At 51.2% G+C, this 19136-nt stretch carries 14 protein-coding genes and 1 riboswitch; of the genes, 5 read left to right on the top strand and 9 right to left on the bottom strand.

The window, feature by feature from the left end; genetic code table 11:
• Nucleotides 1–57: 57 nt before the first annotated feature.
• Nucleotides 58–1374, bottom strand: a complete 1317-nt coding sequence (locus JK216_RS09905; protein WP_212708677.1) for a CitMHS family transporter — start codon at nt 1372–1374, stop codon at nt 58–60.
• Between the two features lie 413 nt (nt 1375–1787).
• Nucleotides 1788–1943, bottom strand: coding sequence for a YlcI/YnfO family protein (locus JK216_RS09900; RefSeq protein ID WP_212708676.1), 156 nt, complete (start codon nt 1941–1943; stop codon nt 1788–1790).
• Between the two features lie 735 nt (nt 1944–2678).
• Between JK216_RS09900 and JK216_RS09895 the strand changes: the two genes are divergently transcribed.
• The 4 genes from JK216_RS09895 (at nt 2679) to JK216_RS09880 (ending at nt 9325) form a co-directional block, all read left to right on the top strand.
• On the top strand, nt 2679–4304 hold the full coding sequence (locus JK216_RS09895; protein ID WP_212711616.1) for an NAD-dependent malic enzyme: 1626 nt from the start codon (nt 2679–2681) through the stop codon (nt 4302–4304).
• A 77-nt stretch (nt 4305–4381) separates the two neighbouring features.
• Complete coding sequence (locus JK216_RS09890; RefSeq protein ID WP_212708674.1) at nt 4382–6046, top strand: hypothetical protein; 1665 nt, start codon at nt 4382–4384, stop codon at nt 6044–6046.
• 101 nt (nt 6047–6147) lie between these two features.
• Nucleotides 6148–8019: an ATP-binding protein gene (locus JK216_RS09885; RefSeq protein WP_212708673.1), complete on the top strand. Its 1872-nt coding sequence runs from the start codon at nt 6148–6150 to the stop codon at nt 8017–8019.
• On the top strand, nt 8012–9325 hold the full coding sequence (locus tag JK216_RS09880) for a sigma-54 dependent transcriptional regulator (protein WP_249213096.1): 1314 nt from the start codon (nt 8012–8014) through the stop codon (nt 9323–9325). The genes JK216_RS09885 and JK216_RS09880 overlap by 8 nt, the downstream gene beginning before the upstream one ends.
• 57 nt (nt 9326–9382) lie before the next feature.
• On the opposite strand, the gene JK216_RS09875 is transcribed toward JK216_RS09880, so the two are convergent.
• The 3 genes from JK216_RS09875 to JK216_RS09865 form a co-directional block, all read right to left on the bottom strand.
• The gene (locus JK216_RS09875; RefSeq protein WP_212711617.1) at nt 9383–11518 is read right to left on the bottom strand and encodes a TonB-dependent siderophore receptor; all 2136 of its coding nucleotides are present in this window, start codon (nt 11516–11518) and stop codon (nt 9383–9385) included.
• A gap of 138 nt (nt 11519–11656) precedes the next feature.
• Nucleotides 11657–12619, bottom strand: coding sequence for a helix-turn-helix transcriptional regulator (locus JK216_RS09870; RefSeq protein WP_212710507.1), 963 nt, complete (start codon nt 12617–12619; stop codon nt 11657–11659).
• A gap of 191 nt (nt 12620–12810) precedes the next feature.
• Nucleotides 12811–14013 (bottom strand): MFS transporter, encoded by a 1203-nt coding sequence (locus tag JK216_RS09865; protein WP_212708671.1) that lies wholly within the window; start codon nt 14011–14013, stop codon nt 12811–12813.
• Nucleotides 14014–14107: 94 nt separating this feature from the next.
• Here JK216_RS09865 and JK216_RS09860 point away from each other — a divergent pair, with 94 nt between their 5' ends.
• The gene (locus tag JK216_RS09860; RefSeq protein ID WP_212708670.1) at nt 14108–15046 is read left to right on the top strand and encodes a LysR family transcriptional regulator; all 939 of its coding nucleotides are present in this window, start codon (nt 14108–14110) and stop codon (nt 15044–15046) included.
• A gap of 100 nt (nt 15047–15146) precedes the next feature.
• On the opposite strand, the gene JK216_RS09855 is transcribed toward JK216_RS09860, so the two are convergent.
• From JK216_RS09855 to mntP, 4 genes are all read right to left on the bottom strand, one after another.
• Nucleotides 15147–15650: a TIGR00645 family protein gene (locus tag JK216_RS09855; protein ID WP_212708669.1), complete on the bottom strand. Its 504-nt coding sequence runs from the start codon at nt 15648–15650 to the stop codon at nt 15147–15149.
• Between the two features lie 118 nt (nt 15651–15768).
• Complete coding sequence (locus tag JK216_RS09850) at nt 15769–17601, bottom strand: ABC transporter ATP-binding protein (protein ID WP_212711618.1); 1833 nt, start codon at nt 17599–17601, stop codon at nt 15769–15771.
• A 177-nt stretch (nt 17602–17778) separates the two neighbouring features.
• Nucleotides 17779–18156, bottom strand: coding sequence for a fluoride efflux transporter CrcB (crcB, locus tag JK216_RS09845; RefSeq protein ID WP_212708667.1), 378 nt, complete (start codon nt 18154–18156; stop codon nt 17779–17781).
• Nucleotides 18157–18251: 95 nt separating this feature from the next.
• A riboswitch (Fluoride riboswitch) is annotated at nt 18252–18328 on the bottom strand.
• A gap of 131 nt (nt 18329–18459) precedes the next feature.
• The gene (mntP, locus tag JK216_RS09840) at nt 18460–19032 is read right to left on the bottom strand and encodes a manganese efflux pump MntP (protein ID WP_212708666.1); all 573 of its coding nucleotides are present in this window, start codon (nt 19030–19032) and stop codon (nt 18460–18462) included.
• Nucleotides 19033–19136: the final 104 nt, after the last annotated feature.

Genomic DNA, 19136 nt, shown 5'->3' with positions numbered 1-19136 from the left:
TTATCATCAGATAATCCCCCTGTTGCCCGGCACAGACCCGGCGGTGCCGGGAACCGATTATCCCTGATGATAGACGGGGATAGCACCAAAGAGAATTCCGCCAGCCAGCAGCATCAAACTGATAAATATTCCCCATTTGATAGAAAATCGCTGATGATCACCAATATCCACTTTCGCCAGACCGACCAGCAGATAGACAGAGGGTACCAGCGGACTCAGTAAATGGAACGGCTGTCCGACAATCGAGGCCCGGGCAATTTCTTCCGCTGAAATACCATATCCGGCAGCGGTCTGGGCTATCACCGGCAGAATGCCAAAGTAGAAGGCATCATTAGACATAAAGAAAGTGAATGGCAGACTGATAACCGCCGTAAATACTGCCAGGTAAGGGCCAAAGCTGTGGGGTATCACCGACAGCAGACTTTTTGCCATCGCATCCACCATGCCGGTACCGGATAAAATACCGGTAAATATTCCGGCGGCGAAAATCAGTGACGTGACTGCCAGCACATTGCCCGCATGGGCGCTGATACGCTCTTTCTGCTGCTCCAGTGACGGATAATTCAGCATTGCCGCAATAGCAAATGCCAGCATAAATAATATCTGGATCGGTAACGTGCCCATCACCAGCATCACCAGTAATACTGTGGTCAGAATAAAATTAGGCCAGAACATTTCAGGCCGCCGGTTAGCCGCGCCGGCAGTTTCATCACCGGTGTCGGGGCTGATATTCCGGTTATCCGGAACGGCAACGGTGATCATGCCCAGCCGCCGCCGTTCTGCCAGACCAAACCAGACGGCAAGCCCGACCAGCGAACAACAGGCCACCAGCATCGCGGGGATCATCGGAATAAAAATATCCAGCGCATCAATACGTAAAGCTGCCGCGGCTCTTGCTGTGGGTCCACCCCATGGCGAAAGATTCATAATACCGCTGGCAAGGTTCACCAGGCAGGTCATCGCCAGTATGTTCATGCCGAGCTTACGATATAATGGCAGAAATGCGGCAATAGCAATCATATAGGTGGTTGAACTGTCGCCATCCAGCGAAACCAGTAAGGTCAGTATTGCGGTTCCCATCAGGACTTTTAATGGGTCACCGCGCACAATTTTCAGAATAAAACGTACCAGCGGGTCAAACAGGCCGGCATCAATCATCAGGCCGAAATACAGAATCGAAAATGTCAGCATCACACCGGTGGGTGCCAGTTTTTTCACCCCGTCCAGCATCATATCTCCCAGTCCATAATAAAACCCGCCTGCCAGAGCAAACAATGTCGGCACAATGATCAGAGCGATCAGCGCAGACATCCGTTTGGTCATAATCAGGTACATAAAGCAAACGACCATCGCAAAACCCAGAATCGTCAACACGCTGCTACCCTCCGGCATTGTTCAGAATAAAAAAATCTGCGGCGGTTATCTGTCAGCCTTTTCCGGGGCTGACCAGACCCTTTTTTCCACCGGCAAAGAAGAAAGTTTCTTGTTTTATCTGAACACAGCTAAACACAAAACCAGCTTACTAATTAACATTTAATAAACATTTAAATCAGAAAATCGATATACATCATGTTTTGCTTTTTTCGGCGAATAATTTTGTGATCAGAATCGGATAAACACCGGAGAGACGGCATTCAGAGAACCGGCCGGACAGAAAAGAGAGCCTGAAGGTATCAAAGCGGGGAACGGGAAGAAACAATAGCGCCCGGACAAGTCCCTCCGTCCGGTATTACTGTCATCTGCTTTATAATGATGCTGCCGTGGTAATACGCTGCTACATACCGTGATCAGTTGCTCTTTCTCAGCCTGATACGGCAGGCTTCAATCACCCAGGCAGAAAAGTTTTCGCTGCTTTCTTTCTTTAATGATTCCTGAATATCACTCAGGATATGGTGTGGAAAACGAATATGTTTAGCACGTGTTTTCGAGGTACTCATTTTCATTGTTTATAACTCCTTTAATTCTTCACTCACTGTAACTCAATCGTTATAGCCAAAAATAAAACCGGTACACCATTCTTTAAGACACGGCTGAGATCCTGAATAGTCAGAAAATCACCGAAATTAACAGCAAATGCCATCTTCTGGTAAACAATTACAACAGAATTTTATATTTCGATTAATGAAATTTTGTTCCAGAGGGTGTTTTACGCTGTTTATCTGCTGTGCGGTGCCTGACAAGCCCGCACGTTTTTTCAGCAATACAGCACAGGGACGGAAAACCGGACAAATTACATGGATAAAAATAGCCGGAGAGCGCTGTACCCACCGACAGGCGGCCAGAGAGTCTTAATAGCAGACTGTTTTATTCTGCCGGGGCTGAAAAACAGAAAAAATAATCTCAGAAATGAAACATAAAATAAGTTTTCTATTTCCGGTTCAGGTGAAAACTTATAAGTATGCTAAAAAAATACGCCTGAAATTAACTTATAGTACCTTACTTATACATTAATTTAACCTGCTGCCAGATATAAAAAATAAACACCGCCGATTATCCCGCCGTCAGAAAGCCTTAATTTCCGGAAATCCGTCCTTTGCTGCAAGACGCAAAATAAAAAAACCATTAATTTCATCAAGATAAAATTTATCAGCCATTGGCACGCCCGTTGCAATAGATAACCAGGATTAGCAAACGCGTTATTTCACTGGTTTTATTCTATTGTTTACAGGAGCTATATCATGACTATGGAAACAATTTCCCTTTCAGGCATGGATTTACTGCATAACGCAGCAGGGAATAAAGGCACTGCATTCAGCGAGCAGGAACGTAAAAGTAAACATCTGGAAGGGTTACTGCCACCGTCCATAGAATCACTTGACCTGCAGGTTCAGCGCGTACTGAATCATCTGGACAGCAAAAAAGACGACCTGGAACGTTATATCTATCTGATTGGCCTTGAAGAACGTAATGAGGTCGTCTTCTATAAAACCGTTATGTCCGATCCGAAACGCTTCATTCCGATCCTGTACGATCCAATCGTTGCCGACGCCTGCCTGGAGTTTGGCCATATCTATCGTCGTCCGCGCGGTATGTACATTACCCGCCATATGAAAGGCCGTATGGCCGAAGTACTGAAAAACTGGCCAGTCAAAGATGTTCGATTTATCTGTGTCTCTACCGGCGGACGTATTCTTGGCCTGGGCGATATCGGGGCGAACGGCATGGGGATCCCTATCGGTAAACTGCAACTGTATACCGCCTGTGCTGCTGTTCCTCCGGAATGTTTACTGCCGGTACTGTTCGATATCGGTACCACTAACGAAAAACTGCGTGCTGATCCGCTGTATCTGGGTACCCGCGAAGCACCTGTCAGCGAGCAGGAACTGAACGAACTGACCGAAGAGTTTGTGCAGGCAGTTCAGACGGTGTTCCCTGGTTGTTGTATTCATTTTGAAGACTGGAAAGGCACTGATGCGATCCGTTATCTGGACCGCTATAAAGATAAAGTGCTGTGCTACAACGATGATATTCAGGGCACCGCCAGCGTTGCACTGGCCGGTATCGCCAGCGCGATGAACATCACCGGTTCCACCCTGACAGAACAACGGGTGCTGTTCTACGGCGCAGGTTCTGCCGGTATCGGTATCGGTAAACTGATTTGTGCAGAGCTGCGTGACCTGGGCCTGTCAGAAGAACAAGCCCGTTCACGCATTGCCTACATGGATATCAACGGTCTTATCGAAACCTCCCGTCAGGATCTGAGTCCGGAACAACAGAAGTTTGCTCTGGATGCGAAACCTTCCCGTGATTTAGTGCAGGTGATTGAAGATTTCAAACCGACCATTCTGTTTGGTGTCAGTACCAGCGCCGGTGCCTTTACCCGTGAGGTGGTAGAAAAAATGAGTGAAATTAATCCGCGGCCAATTATTTTTGCTCTGTCTAATCCCACCAGCAAAGTGGAATGTACAGCTGAGCAGGCATATACCTGGTCCGGAGGTAAAGCCCTGTTTGCGGCCGGTGTCCAGTTCCCGGAATTTGATATGGACGGCAAAACCTTCCTGCCCGGCCAGGCAAATAATTTCTACATTTACCCGGCCATTGGCCTGGCAACCTACGCCGCCAGACCGCTGCTACTAAACGATGAATGCTTTATTGTGGCCGCTCATGCAACCGCTGAGCAGGTGACCGCCGACATGCAGAAAAAAGGCATGCTGTATCCGAGCCAGGACAATATTCTGGAGACCGAAATCACCACCGCAACCCGTATTGTCGAATACATGTTTGACAGCGGACTGGCACAGGCTGAACGTCCGGCGAATATCCGCAGCTGGATCGAAGAGATGCTTTATAAACCTCACTATTAATTCCCCGACTGAGGTTTATTTCAGGGACAGTATTTCAGGGGCGTTTACCCGCCCCTTTTTTCCATCAGGAGAAAATCATGAACTTCTTTATTTCCACTCTGCATGAGAATCCCGATATTGCGATTTACCTGACCCTCGCATTAGGCGCATGGTTTGGTACCTTTACCTTCGGAAAATTCAGTCTTGGGGTGGTCACCAGTACATTAATTGCCGGACTACTGATAGGTCAGCTCGACTTACATATTTCCCCGGTCATGCAATCGACGTTTTTTGATATGTTCCTGTTCGCCGTCGGTTATGCGGTGGGCCCGGAATTTATTCGTGCCCTGAAAAGTGACGGTCTGCCTCAGGTAGTGTTTACGGTAATTATCTGTCTGTCAGGACTGGGAACCGCCATTCTGTTAGGCAAAATCTTCCACTATGACAGCGCGCTGACCGCAGGGTTACTGTCCGGGGGATATACTAACTCGACGGTGCTGGGTGTAGCGTCCAGTGTGATGTCCCAGAATGCCGCGGCTGCGGCTGCATTACTGCCGGTCGCCTATGCGGTTACCTATCCGTTTGGTACCGCCGGTTCTGCCTGGTTCCTGGCAACCCTGGGCCCCAGACTGATGGGAATTAACCTGCCCGAAGCCTGCCGTGACTACGAAAAAACGCATAGCCGCCACCAGGAAATTAAAGATTCTGCGTACATTGCCCATGTCGCCAGAGCACTGACTGTGCAAAACCCCGATTTTGACCAAAAAACGGTCGCGCAGGCAGAAGATATGCTGGGACATAAAGTATTTATCCGCCGTATTCGTTATCAGCCACAAGGTCCGGTGACACAGTGCGAAGCCGATACCCTGCTGACTCAGGGCGCGGAAATTATTGCCTCCGGCAGCCTGCAGGATATTGTCGCCAGTCAGTCGCTGATTGGTCCGGAAAGTGCCGATATTAACCTGCTTAATTTTGCCACTGAGAAACTGGATATTGTCCTCAGTAAACAGGCGGCACGCGGTAAAACCCTCGGCGAGCTGGTCTATACCGAGTTCAGCCGTCCCGGCCATGGTATTTTTCTGCTTTCCGTCACCCGTGCCGATGAAACACTGCCGCTGGATATGGATTTAGCCCTGAAACCCGGCGATGTACTGACCGTCAAAGGTGAAGGCAAAGATGTCGCCGCCCTGGCCGCAAAAACCGGTTATGCTGACCGTAACAGCAATACCTCTGATTTAATGTTTATGTGTGCCGGTATTGCCATTGGCTGCCTGATTGGTGCCATTACTATCCATGTGGGCGGCATTCCGCTTAGCCTCGGTACCAATGTTGGTGCCATTGTTGCAGGGGTTATTTGCGGTTATATCCGTTCGGTCAAACGGACTTTTGGTAAAATAGCCAATCCGGCTATCTGGTTATTAAATAATCTGGGTCTGAATGGTTTTATTGCCATTGTCGGGATTAATGCCGCATCAGGATTTATTGGCGGACTTAAACATTACGGGTTGCCCTTATTTATCTGCGGGATCATTGTTACACTGGTTCCCCTGATCCTTGGATTGATATTAGGACGTTACGTTTTCCGCTTTCATCCGGGAATTTTATTTGGTGTCTGTGCCGGCGCCCGTTCCACCACGGCAGCCCTCGGCGCAATTCAGGATGCGGCCCAAAGCAGCGTTCCGGCCATCGGCTATACGGTAGGTTATGCGGTGTCGCGCTTAGTGATGGCAGTACTGACTATCGTGCTTCTTAATATTTATTAAGGCGCGGCCTTACTCTGAAACACTGATCCGGATCCGGTCGTCAGAAGAAGTGCTGCCGCCCGGATCCCCGCGATACAATCAGTAAAGCAGGAAAATGAGCAATGTTTCAGAAAGAAAACAAAATCCCCCCCGCCAGTGGTTTTTTTAACTTTTCGCGTCATAGTCTGTTACTGGCCGCGAGTATTATCCTTGCGGTATTGCTGACTGACTGGCTGAGTTACCTCTGTCTTCTGCCGCGAGCGCTGGCTAAAACCGAGGCACAGATTCAGCGAAGCCTGAAAAGTAAAATAAATACGTTCGAACGTAATCTGGATAAATACCGCTATCTGCCACTGACCCTGGCAATGGACAGTGACCTGCAAAATTATCTCCTCACTCCGCAACGCGTACCCTATACCGTCATCAGTCAGAAACTCAGAAATATCAGTCAGGTGATTGGTGCCGGTCAGGTTTTCCTGGCCTCACAAGCGGGCATTATCATCGCCTCAGAGCAGTCTTGCGGGCCGAATGCACTGCGCGGGCACGATATTTCTTTCCGGCCCTATTTTCGCCAGGCAGTGAGTGATCATGTGATGGCATTCTATGCGGTCGGCACCACAGAAAATATGCCCGGCTACTACCTCTCGACCCGGATGACGGCCGGAGGAAAAGATATCGGGGTGCTGGCACTGAAAATTAATATGGACCATTTATTCGTCGCCGATGCGCCGCTCAGTGAACCACTGGCCCTGTCAGATGCCAGCGGGATAATCATTGCTTCGAATATCCCGGGCTGGAAATACCATACTCTGGGGATTGCGGAAGCCGAAGACTTACAAACCGCAGTGAATACACGGCAATTTGGCGGTTATAAGATCACTCCGCTGCCGGAAGTCCGTGCTGACCGGCATCCGGCAGGTTTCACGCTTATGACGATTGCCGGTCAGCATTATCTGGCCGCCCGGGCGCCGATCCCCGGTACCAGTATGTATTTAACCGGTATGTTGCCGGCAACGCCGGTTTACCGCGATATCTGGCTGCGTATTGCGTTAATCGACAGCATACTCAGTTCAATTATTTTCTTCGGTTATTTTGTCAGCCAGCGTATGAAACTGGTCCGTAAGATTGCCGAGAATAACAACGCGATCAGGGATGCTTATAGTCAGCTGGAAGTGCTGGTCGCAGAGAGAAGCCGTGAACTCCGGACCAAAAATCTGGAGCTGGAAAAAGAAATTACCGAACGGCTCGGCTTTGAAGAACGGGAGCGGAATCTGCAAAAGGAGCTGATTCGTACAGAAAAACTGGCAGTTATCGGCCAGCTCTCTGCCGGACTGGCCCATGAGATTAATCAGCCACTGGCTGCTATCCGCGCCTATTCTGAGAATACGCTTATTTTTCTGCAACGCGGCAACCTGAAAGCCACCGGTGAAAATCTGACCCGGATCTCAGCACTGGTTGACCGTATTGGCGTGCTGACCGGCCAGCTGCGTTCTTTCGCCAGGCCCTCCGATGAGAGCATCAGCCAGGTACGCCTCAGCCACTGTATCGATAATGTGATGATGCTGCTGAAACACCGGCTGGAAAAGAAACATATTACGCTGCACAAAGTGTTTCCGTGTGACGAAATTTATGCGCAATGCAACGGCTTACGTCTCGAACAGGTGTTGGTAAACCTGCTGGCGAATGCGATTGATGTCCTGGATAACCGGCCATCCCCGGAAATTTCGGTGCGCTTATTCCGTTTCTTTTCAGAAGCGATTATTGAGGTTTCCGATAACGGTCCGGGGCTGGCCGCCGGGATTATCGAACATATTTTTGAACCCTTTTTTACGACCAAAAAAACCACCGGACTCGGACTGGGGCTGGCCATTTCGGCAGATATTATCAGAAGCTTTCATGGCAGCCTGAGCGCCGATAACCTGGCCAGCGGCGGGGCCAGATTTACCATCCGATTGCAGCTCAGTCCGGCACAGCAGGAGAATCTCATTGGCTGATTACCATGTATTAATTATCGAGGACGATGAGTCCGTGCGCACCAGCTGTATTCAGTCGCTGGAGATTGAAGATATCCCCGCCGCCGGAGCCGGCTCAGTTGAGGAGGCACAGAAAATGTTGCCCCCCGGTTTTAGCGGCGTGGTGGTGACTGATTTACGCCTGCCGGGCCTCAGTGGTATGGATTTTCTGCAGCAAATGCAGTCCGTCGCTCCTCAGGTTCCGGTGATTATGATCACCGGTCACGGCGATATTATGACGGCGGTCGAAGCTATGCGCAGCGGTGCCTACGACTTTCTGCCTAAGCCCTTTTCACCCCAGGTATTAATCCAGCAAGTACGCCGTGCGCTGGAAAAGAGAAAACTGACACTGGAAGTTGAGAAACTGCGCCAGAAACTGGCCCATGTCAGTGACCTGGATAGTCGTTTTATCGGCCATGCACAACCGATGTGTGAGTTGCGTGAAACTGTGAGGAATATCGCAGCAACGCCCGCGAATGTCTTGATCCATGGTGAAACCGGTACCGGTAAAGAGCTGCTTGCCCGCTGTATTCATGACCTCAGTGGCAGGCCCGGTAATTTCGTCGCCCTCAACTGTGGTGGTCTGCCGGAGACGCTGTTCGACAGCGAGATTTTTGGCCACGAACGCGGCGCATTTTCCGGAGCAACCCAGAAACGGATTGGTAAAATTGAATATGCTCAGGGCGGGACGCTGTTTCTCGACGAAATTGAAAGTATGCCGATGGCTATGCAAATCAAGCTGTTGCGTGTACTGCAGGAGCGAATGATTGAGCGACTCGGTTCCAATCAGGCGATTCCTGTGGATATCCGGGTGATCAGTGCCACCAAAGCCGATTTGGGATTGCTGGCAGAACAGGGACAATTCCGTGCTGACCTTAATTTCCGCCTGAATGTCATTGAACTGCCTATCCCGCCACTGCGTGAGCGCCGTGAAGATATTCCTCTGTTATTTAAATATTTTTCCGAAACCGCAGCCACAACCTTTGGCCGTGAGGTACCGGTAATTGATGTAATAAAAATGCAGAACTACCTGACCTGGTCCTGGCCCGGAAATGTGCGTGAACTGAGGAATGAAGCCGAACGTTGTGTCCTCGGTATGACCGGGGAAGCCGGGCGTCACAGCTCCGAGACAGTGCTGACATTACCGCAGCTGGTTGAGCATTTCGAAAGAGATTTAATTATTTCCGAACTCAGCAAACATCACGGTAATGTTTCCCAGGCGGCAGAAGCTCTGGGGATCGCAAAAAGTACACTGTTCGATAAAGTAAAAAAGTACGCACTGCAATAACCTGACGGCCACTGTCGGGCTCACCGGCCGGGCCGCCATTACCGCAGTACGGTAGATTCAGAAACGATAGTCAGCGCCTATCTGCCAGCTGCGATCCCGTCCTATCCAGCAATAGCTGCTACTGTAACAGGTATAGGTCATTTTATTGGTCAGGTTCTGGGCACCGGCTTTCAGTGTCAGCCCTTGCAGTGACTGACTTAATACCCCCATATCGTAGCTGACCGCCAGGTCATACTGCGTATTACCGCCAATCGCAGGTAACGCATTGTCCGGAGTGATTTCACTTTTACCGTAATAACGCATACCAGCCCCCAGCATCAGTCCGTTAAAAATGCCCTGCTCAAAGGTGTAGTCTCCCCACAGATTGAGGCTGTTTTGCGGAACCTGCGTCACCCGTTTGCCCTGGTAGAGGTCATCTTTCTTATTTACCGCATCGGTATAGGCATAGCTGGCAATCAGCGTCATATTGTCCTGCGGGCGGCTGACAATACTGAGTTCTGCCCCGTCGGACCTGACTTCACCGGTTTGACGATAATTCAGTAACCCGCCGGCAGTGTAGGTATAGTCAGTCGTCAGCACATTTTTTTGTCTGATCTCAAAGACCGATGCGGTCAGTGTAGTCGCATACTCAGACAGTAAATATTTTACCCCGCCTTCCAGTTGTTTACTGGTAGTCGCTTTTGCCTGGCTGGCCGTCAGGGTGCCCTGCGGCGCTACCGGCAGGAAACCTTCTGAATAACTGAGATAAGGTGCCAGGCCGTTACTGAACTGATACAGAACACCGAGCCGTTTAGTCAGTTTATGCTGGTCAATCGATGATTTACTGCCCCCGCTCAGGTAATCGGTCGTCGATGACTGATAATCGTCATAACGCAGACTGGCCAGCACATTCAGGCCACCCCGCGTCATTTGGTCCTGGAGATAATAACCGCTCTGGTGAAAACTGAGCCGGTTATTCGTCGAGGTATACAGCCCCGCATTATCTGTTGTTACCTGATCATAATCGGGGTTGAGCATATTAATGCCGGGGTTACGGGTGGCATAACGCCAGGTCATATCAGAGTTAAGGTGCTGATAATCAAAACCGGCCAGCAGATGATGCTGCCAGCCTGCCCATTCCAGGGTTTTGGTCAGCTGATTATCAAGGTTAATACTGTCAACGCTTTCATCTGTGGTATAGCCAAAGCGTGACAGTTGTGTGTCACTGGTGTCGGTGCCGGTGGCGTAAATGCTGCGCTGGTGACTGTTCAGGGTAAAATAACGGGCCCGCTGTACCACACCCCAGCCACTATTAAACTGATGTTCAAAACTGTAGCCGATCATCCCCTGCCGTTGTTTAAACCCATTCCAGCGGTCACCGGCATATGAGCGGCGTGACGCATAACCGCTGCGCAGGTAAGCCAGTGGTAAAGGATTTGACGGTGTCAGCCCGGGTTGATTCTCATACAACGCATCCAGCGTAAGGCGGGTATCTGAATCAGGCTGCCAGCTCACGGAAGGTGCTATCAGATAGCTTTCATGTTTGGTAGTGACCGGCTGATCACGGCCTTCACTGCCTTTCCCTGCCAGACGGTAATTCCAGTTGCTGTCAGCAATAGGCCCGGTCGAGTCCAGATAGCCTTCTTTCAGCCCCCGGTTACCGGTAGTCACACCAAGACGGGTACTGCTGTGTGACAGGGGTTTTTTCCCTACGATATTGACCAGTCCGCCGGGTGAGGCATTGCCATATAATACGGATGACGGACCTTTCAGAATATCCACGCGGTCAATCAGTAACGGGTCGATAAACGCTTTGGTATTGCCGACCACATTATAGGGGAGTGCCAGACCATCATAATATTCATGGTCTGCCGCAAAACCGCGGATTTTATATTCACTCATATAGGTAGTGGAGCCGCGCATTTCGGAAGCCACCCCCGCGTCATAGCGTAAAATTTCGTTCAGGGAATTCCCATGGCGCATGCCGATTTGTTGCTGGCTGATTGAGTCAACCGTCTGAGGGGTCCGGGTTTCCGGCACTGCCGATTTCGTCGCACTGTTGATATACGGCGCGACGGTATTTTGTTGCCCGCCCGCTTCCCCGCTGGCAGTCACCACCAGCGTCTCTGTCGCTGCCCATAACGGCGATGACAGCATCAATGCTGTACTCACTGCCAGCCGGTAACCACAGAGCCCCGGAGCGGTTTTTTTCATCTGCCTTGCCATAAAAAGTATTACCGTAATTTATTGATTTTCAGGCTGCTATTATTACGTTTTTCAACAGGATGACGCCTATGCCAGGTGACATGTTGTGTATGAAAAACGACAAAAGACAGACGGCAGGCGCACCGGTCATATACGTGACGCGGGGCTGCTGCACAGATGACTGGGGCTGATACCATAGCGACGCCGAAAGGCAGTGGAAAAGTTAGTAGCATGCTGGTAGCCAGACATCCATGCTGCCTGCTGTACACTGTAGCCCTGCTGCAGATAACGTCTGGCCAGTGCCAGGCGACAATCACGTAAATAGTTAAAAACAGAATCACCATAAGCCTGACGGAATTTAGTCCGCAGACTGCTGCTGCTCATGGCTGCTGTTTTTGCCAGGGATTCGAGAGAATGGTTTTTTTCCGGACTGGAGGCCAGTAACTGACGAACAACTTCCAGCCGGTGACGTTCACCGGGCAAGGTTCGTGTATTCTGCTGCCAGTCGGGGGGCGTTATCATCGTCCCCAGTAACTGCAGCATCAGTCCTTCCAGCATCAGTTCACGGGCAGCGGCCGTCGACTGATAACCGATAGCAAAGCGCATACTGGCCAGCAGAGAGTCGGGCAAATGCCAGACCGTAAACGGGGTACCGGTGCGTGGCCCGCTTTTCAATACCCTTGCCAGCGGAGACTGTGGCGGGGAGGAAACCGGGCTAAATCCGAGGGAAAGAGTGATTAGCCGCTGATCTTTATGATGACGGGCAGAGAGAACCGACGTTTTTCCCAGCGGGGTACTCAGCACCCTACCTGCTGACAGGCTGACGGGCTGACCATTCAGTTGTAAATCCACATGGCCTTCCAGTACCACCAGCATATACAGGGGAGAACTGCCCGCCGATGTTGACTCATAGGGATGCAGGATTTGTAAGTCAGAATGGGTCACACTCATCCCGGATGACAGTCGCCACTCTTCCACCCGCCCTCTGACCAGTTCGGTAGTATCGTCACCGCCGGGAAAACGATAATCAATCCCATAGCGGCTGCCGAATTCACGAAAATCCGCGACTAAAAATGAGCGCTGATTGATTTCAGACGAAAGACTGTTCATAGGGAAAGTTGCCGGTAAAGACGGAAGAGGCCCCGCTGATGAATTATTGCCCGGCATATTAGCATTGAGAATCACAGCGAGTAAATTAAATGATACTCATTTTCATTTAATGGCCGGTAACAGCACCCCGCGGTCAGTCAGTAAATCAGTAAGAAAGGCAATACCGGGAGCAGCGCCTCCCGGTACTAATATTAGTTATGCAGGTGGCGGCTGCATAAACGCACCACCAGAGCCAGCACCGCCGCAATCACTGACAGGATCACGACACCATTCCAGCCCCCGTGGGTCAGTGCCAGGCTTCCGAGGGCGGAACCGGCCGCCATACCGATAAATACGACCGTAAATAGCAGTGCATTCAGGCGGCTGCGTGCTTCCGGCGCCAGCCGGAAGACCAGGGTCTGATGGGCGACCAGTGATGCCTGGATCCCGAGGTCAAAAATAATGGCACTGACAACAATTATCCCCAGCTTCCCTTCTGCCGGGAATAACGGCATCAGCAGCATCAGCCCGAACGCAAAAATAACCAGTCCGGCACCTAACTGAGTGACGCGGGCAGGACCAATACGGTCCGCCATTCCCCCGGCTAAAGGTGCTGCCAGGGCGCCCGCGGCCCCTGCCAGACCGAATGCCCCCGCCACCGCACTGTCCAGACCAAAATCCTGATACAGCATCAGCGCCAGCGTTGACCAGAAAGCACTGAAAGCGACAGATAACAGACCTTGCGCAATCGCAGCACGCCGCAGTGTCGCGTGTTGATGCCACAGCTTCCAGAGGGAGCGCATCAGTGAAGTCCAGGGAACCGCTGCCGATGGACGAAAAACCGGTAATACCCGCCATAGTGCCAGAGTAATCAATAATACCGATGCCGCAGCAATAAAATACAGACTCCGCCAGCCCAGATATTCACCGATAATCCCGCTGACTACCCGTGATAACAGGATCCCGGTGAGTAGCCCGGTCATTACCGTGCCGACGGTTTTCCCGCGGCTGCGTTCCGGTGCCAGAGCCGCCGATGCCGGGACAATATCCTGTGCCATGGTCGCCGCCAGCCCGGTCAGCAAGCTCGCGACCAGTAATAAATTCAGTCCCGGTGCAACCGCACAGAGTATCAGTGCCGCAACCAGTAATAATCCTTTCACGGCGATCAGCTTACGACGATCAAAGCGATCCCCCAGTGGCGTCAGCAACAGGATCCCCAGTGCGTAACCTGCCTGAGTCAGCATCGGGATCAGTCCCGACTGGGCGGTAGTCGCATTAAACTGTTTTCCCATCAGTCCCAGCATTGGCTGGCTGTAATAAATAGCAGCAACACTTAGCCCGGCACCGGCGGCCAGGGTAAACAGTAGCGGGGCTGAAAGGTGTTCATCGTTTGTGGTCTGCTCAATTGCTGACATTATTCTTTCTCCGTATCAGGGTTGAGTTAAGTAAACCTGAACTCTTTAATGCATGGTAGACTCGGATTACACAAATCTGTTATGCGTGGTACGTATGAAAGTCGTCTCGTCCGGCAGTATTGACCGCATTGAATTGATGCAAACCTTTATCAGGATTGTGGAAAGTGGCAGTTTATCGGCCTGTGCACGGCAGCTTTCGGTCAGTCAGCCAACGGTCAGCCGCCGGTTACAGGCATTAGAAAATATGCTCGGCCAGAAACTGATTATGCGCTCAACCCACGCACTGAAACTTACCGATGACGGGGAACGCTGTTACCGCAGGGCCCGGCAGCTGGTGGGTAACTGGTATGCGCTGGAAGATGAACTGACTAACAGCCACGATGAACCGGTGGGTACACTGCGGGTGCGGGCTCCCCATGCCTTTGGTCAGGACCAGATGATTGCGCCACTGGTTGACTGGTTACAACAGTCCCCGGCCCTGAATATCGAGTGGATGCTGAATGATCGTACCCCTGATTTTGTGGCCGAAAATATTGACTGTGCTATCCAGGTCGGTGCGCTCAGTGACCCGGATTTAGTCGCGATTCAAATCGCCGAAGTCCCCCGCAGTCTGGTTGCCACACCACAATTGCTGGCCAGTGTACCGCCGCTGGAAACACTCGACCATCTGGCGGCCCTTCCGTGGCTTTCCCTGAGCACTTTTTATCGTACTGAAATTACCCTGAAACACACTCATCATGCACTCAGTCAGACCATCACCATCAGTCCCCGCCTGCTCAGTGACAGCATTTATGCTGTAAGAAAAGCGGCGGTGGCGGGAATGGGGGTCGCGCTGGTATCGTCCTGGCTGGTGGCTGATGATCTGGCGACAGGCCGTTTACTGGAACCTTTGCCGGAATGGCAGGCTCCGCCACTACCGGTCTGGCTGACTTATCCGTGGGCCAGCTATTACCCGGCCAGGCTACGCCATTTTTTCAGCATGATAAAGCAGGTGATGCCCACCCTGACAGGTACCCGCCCGGCGACAAAATAGTCTGTTCCGGTGATCCGCGGATCCAAACCGCAGGCTGGCAGAGAAGAAAACGGCCCCGTCAGAAAGCGGAGCCGTTGCAGCATCAGGTTAACGGTAAGGACTAATGGGCTGATTTGCCATAACGTGACATTTTATCCAGGTATCCCATCACAAAGGCTGACAGTACAAAGGTCAGGTGCAACAGGATATACCAGAGTATTTTGCTGTTATCGATACTTTTCATTTCCATAAATACTCTGAGCAGATGAATCGAAGAGATGGCGACAATCGAGGCCGCGACCTTATTCTTCAGCGAGCCGGAGTCCATTTTTCCCAGCCAGTTCAGCTTTTCTTTATGCTCATCAATATCCAGCGCTGAGATAAAGTTTTCATAGCCGGACAGCATCACCATAATCAGCAATCCCCCCACCAGCGCCATATCTATCAGCGATAATAACAACAGGATAAGTTCATTTTCGGTCACCGAGAGAATATGCGGCAGAACATGCACAATTTCCTGAAAGAATTTGATCGTTAATGCCAGCAGCCCGAGCGACAGTCCTAAGTAAACCGGCGCTAACAGCCAGCGAGTGGCATACATCATATTTTCGATAAAACGTTCCATAACAACCCGCAAAATATTAAATATATCCCGGCAGTATACCCGACTGGAGATTCAGCCTGTAACCCCGTGGTTGTTTTTCTCTGCACCGGCGGGCAACCCCGCCTGTCACCGCCGGCGGTTAATCTGTGCCGACAAAACCGCCGGTTTGTCGCTGCCATAAGCGCGCATAGACGCCCTGTTTTTCCAGCAACTGCTGATGATTCCCCGTTTCTGCAATTTTTCCCTGTTCCAGCACAATCAGCCGATCCATCCGTGCGATGGTCGATAGACGGTGGGCGATGGCTATCACCGTTTTTCCGGTCATCAGTGATTCCAGGCTTTCCTGAATTGCCGCTTCGACTTCTGAATCCAGTGCCGAAGTCGCTTCGTCCATAATCAGAATCGGGGCATTTTTCAGCAGTACCCTGGCAATCGCAATACGCTGCCGCTGACCGCCGGAAAGTTTTACCCCCCGCTCACCGACATGTGCATCCAGCCCGTACCGTCCCAGGGAGTCAGACAACTGAGGTATAAATTCTTCCGCCCGCGCCCCGCGGATAGCCGCGGCGATTTCAGCATCACTGGCATCAGGACGGCCATACAGCAGGTTGTCACGGATAGAACGGTGCAGTAACGAGGTGTCCTGGGTGATCATCCCAATCTGACTACGCAGACTTTGCTGGGTTACCCCGGCAATATCCTGCCCGTCGATACAGATACGGCCTTCATTCAGGTCATACATCCGCAGTAACAGGTTCACCAGGGTAGATTTACCCGCTCCGGAAGCACCAATCAGACCGATTTTTTCTCCGGGTTTAATTGTGATATCGATATCCGACAGAATTGGCCGGCCATGACCATAGCGGAAAGAGAGGTGGTCGAAGTGAATTTCTCCGGCAGTGACCTTCAGTTCCGGGGCTGCGGGCTTATCCTGAACACTCAGTGGTTGTGAGATAGTCGCCATACCATCCTGGACCATACCAATATTGGCAAAAATACCGTTCACCACCCACATAATCCAGCCGGACATATTCACCAGCCGGATCACTAACCCGGTCGCGAGTGCAATAGCGCCGACCGAAATTAACGACTGAGTCCATAAAATTAACGCCATACCGGTGGTACTGACGATCAGTGCGCCATTCAGTATCGAGAGCGTAACATCCATGGCGGTTATCATTCGCCCGGCATGCTGCGTTTTCACGGTCTGGTTATGAATCGCCTCGCGGGCCTTATTTTCTTCCAGTGAACTGTGGGCGAATAACTTCAGGGTCGCAATATTAGTATAACCATCAACAATAAAACCCATCAGTTTCGACCGGGCCTCAGAAGATACCACTGAACGTTGTTTTACCCTCGGGACAAAAAATAATAATGAGGAAACGTATATTACCATCCAGATAATTAACGGAATCATTAATTTCCAGTCTGCGGCCGCAAACAGTACCAGGGCGGTGATGGCATAGATTAAGACGTGCCAGATAGCATCCACCAGCTGTACTGCAGAATCACATAATGAATTACCGGTCTGCATAATTCGCTGGGCAATACGCCCGGCAAAATCATTCTGGAAAAAGGTCAGGCTCTGCCGCAGCACATATTTATGATGCTGCCAGCGTATCATACTGGTCATCCGCGGATTAATCGTCTGGTGGATTAACAGATCATGCAAGCCAATAAACAGCGGCCGGATGATCAATGCAACAGCCCCCATCCAGCTAAGTAATATCCAGTGGTCAGTGAATAAGGTCGCCGGTTTTGAGGCATTCACTAAATCGATAATCTTACTCAGATAGCCAAACAGCGACACTTCAATCAGCGCGCCGACTAAGCCAACCACCAGTAACCCGGCAAAAGATGGCCAGACCTGGCGCAGATAATAAGCGTAGAAGCGGCCAATGGTTTCAGGAGGAGAATCGGAAGGTGCTTCACGGAAAATATCGATAAATCGTTCAAAACGTTCAGATAGCATAGCGTATGACCCGGAGCTGAAGAATTAACCGATAGCTTAGTGCAAAACGCACCATCCTTCAGCATGTCAGCGGAAAACGGGCTGATGCCGCAGATCGGCGGCGGCCACAGGATCCGATCACGCGGATCCTGTGGCCGGACCGGCAATTCATCTCACCGGACCGGCCGTGATACTCTGCTACCCGATGAGGGTAATCAGTGTAAAGCCGGCAAATGTCATCAGTAAAGTACCGAACAGATGAAGGCAGGCACTGCTCATTGCCCAGAAATACTTACCGGATTGCAGCATGACCATCAGTTCCGCCGAAAAGGTCGAAAAGGTTGTCAGACCACCACAGAGTCCGGTAGTGATTAATAGTTTCCAGGCAGGATCCAGCTGAGGATGGCGAACAAACCAGGCCAGAGCCCCGCCGATAATAAATCCACCGGCCAGGTTGACCAGTAACGTGCCGAGCGGTAAGCCCGGAAATACCGGATTAAATCTGACCGAGCACCACCAGCGTAACAAACACCCGGCACCACCCCCGAGTAACACAGCCATAAAAGACTTCAGCATACCAGTTTCCTGAATATTATTATGCCGCGGGGAGACATGACCGGTGACAGGGGAAAGCACCTGACACAGCAAACTCCCCGCCAGGCGGGTTAAGTTTTATGTCAGGCGTCATCAGCTGTTCCGGTATCAGAACAGCGGTTGGTTGAGGCGGAACACCATCACCCCGCAGTGGCAGTAAAACGGCAGATCATGATGATCTGCCGTCACTGTATATACTGCCGGAAAATAATAGCCTGTGAAGGCGGATCAGACAACATGCCTTTGCTGAATACTGCCGGAAAGGCAGACCCGGGGAACCCGGTATCAGCTGAATATACCCAGATGTTCAGTAAGGATGGTACAGCCAATGCCTATCAGCACAACGCCGCCCAGAACTTCAGCCCATTTCCCAAGGATAGGACCGATAAACCGGCCAACTAAGACTCCGGTGGTTGCCATAATCGTCGTCGCCGCTCCGATAGCCACTGCGGTAATAACTATATTCACCTGCAGAAAAGCCAGCCCCACGCCTACGGCCAGTGCATCCAGGCTGGTGGCGACTGCTGTCATCGCCAGCACCATAAAGCCATGACGCTCAGGGGCAACACACTCCTCAGCGGCGCCATGCCGGAAGCCACCCATCACCATTCTGCCGCCCAGTATCGTCAGCAGGAGAAAAGCAATCCAGTGATCCCACGCCATCACATACTGGCTGGCCGCCAGGCCAATACCCCAGCCAATCAATGGCGTCAGCATTTCGATACCACCAAAGATAGCACCGGTACGTAATGCCTCTTTCATTCCCGGCCGTTTAAGTGCTGCGCCTTTTCCCAGCGCCGCGGCAAAGGCATCCATCGACATGCCAAAGGCAAGAATAATTGTAGTAATTACATCCATCAGGTTTATCGCTCAGACTTGTCTCTCAGGACAATTAAAGTTGCTCTGACTTCCGGCAACCGGGTGATGCGCAGTCTACCACGAAGGGATGGATTAAAAAAGAC

Origin of the sequence: Tatumella sp. JGM94 (assembly GCF_018257595.1) — a bacterium.
Classification (GTDB): domain Bacteria; phylum Pseudomonadota; class Gammaproteobacteria; order Enterobacterales; family Enterobacteriaceae; genus Tatumella; species Tatumella punctata.
This window is presented reverse-complemented; position numbering and strand designations above follow the sequence as displayed.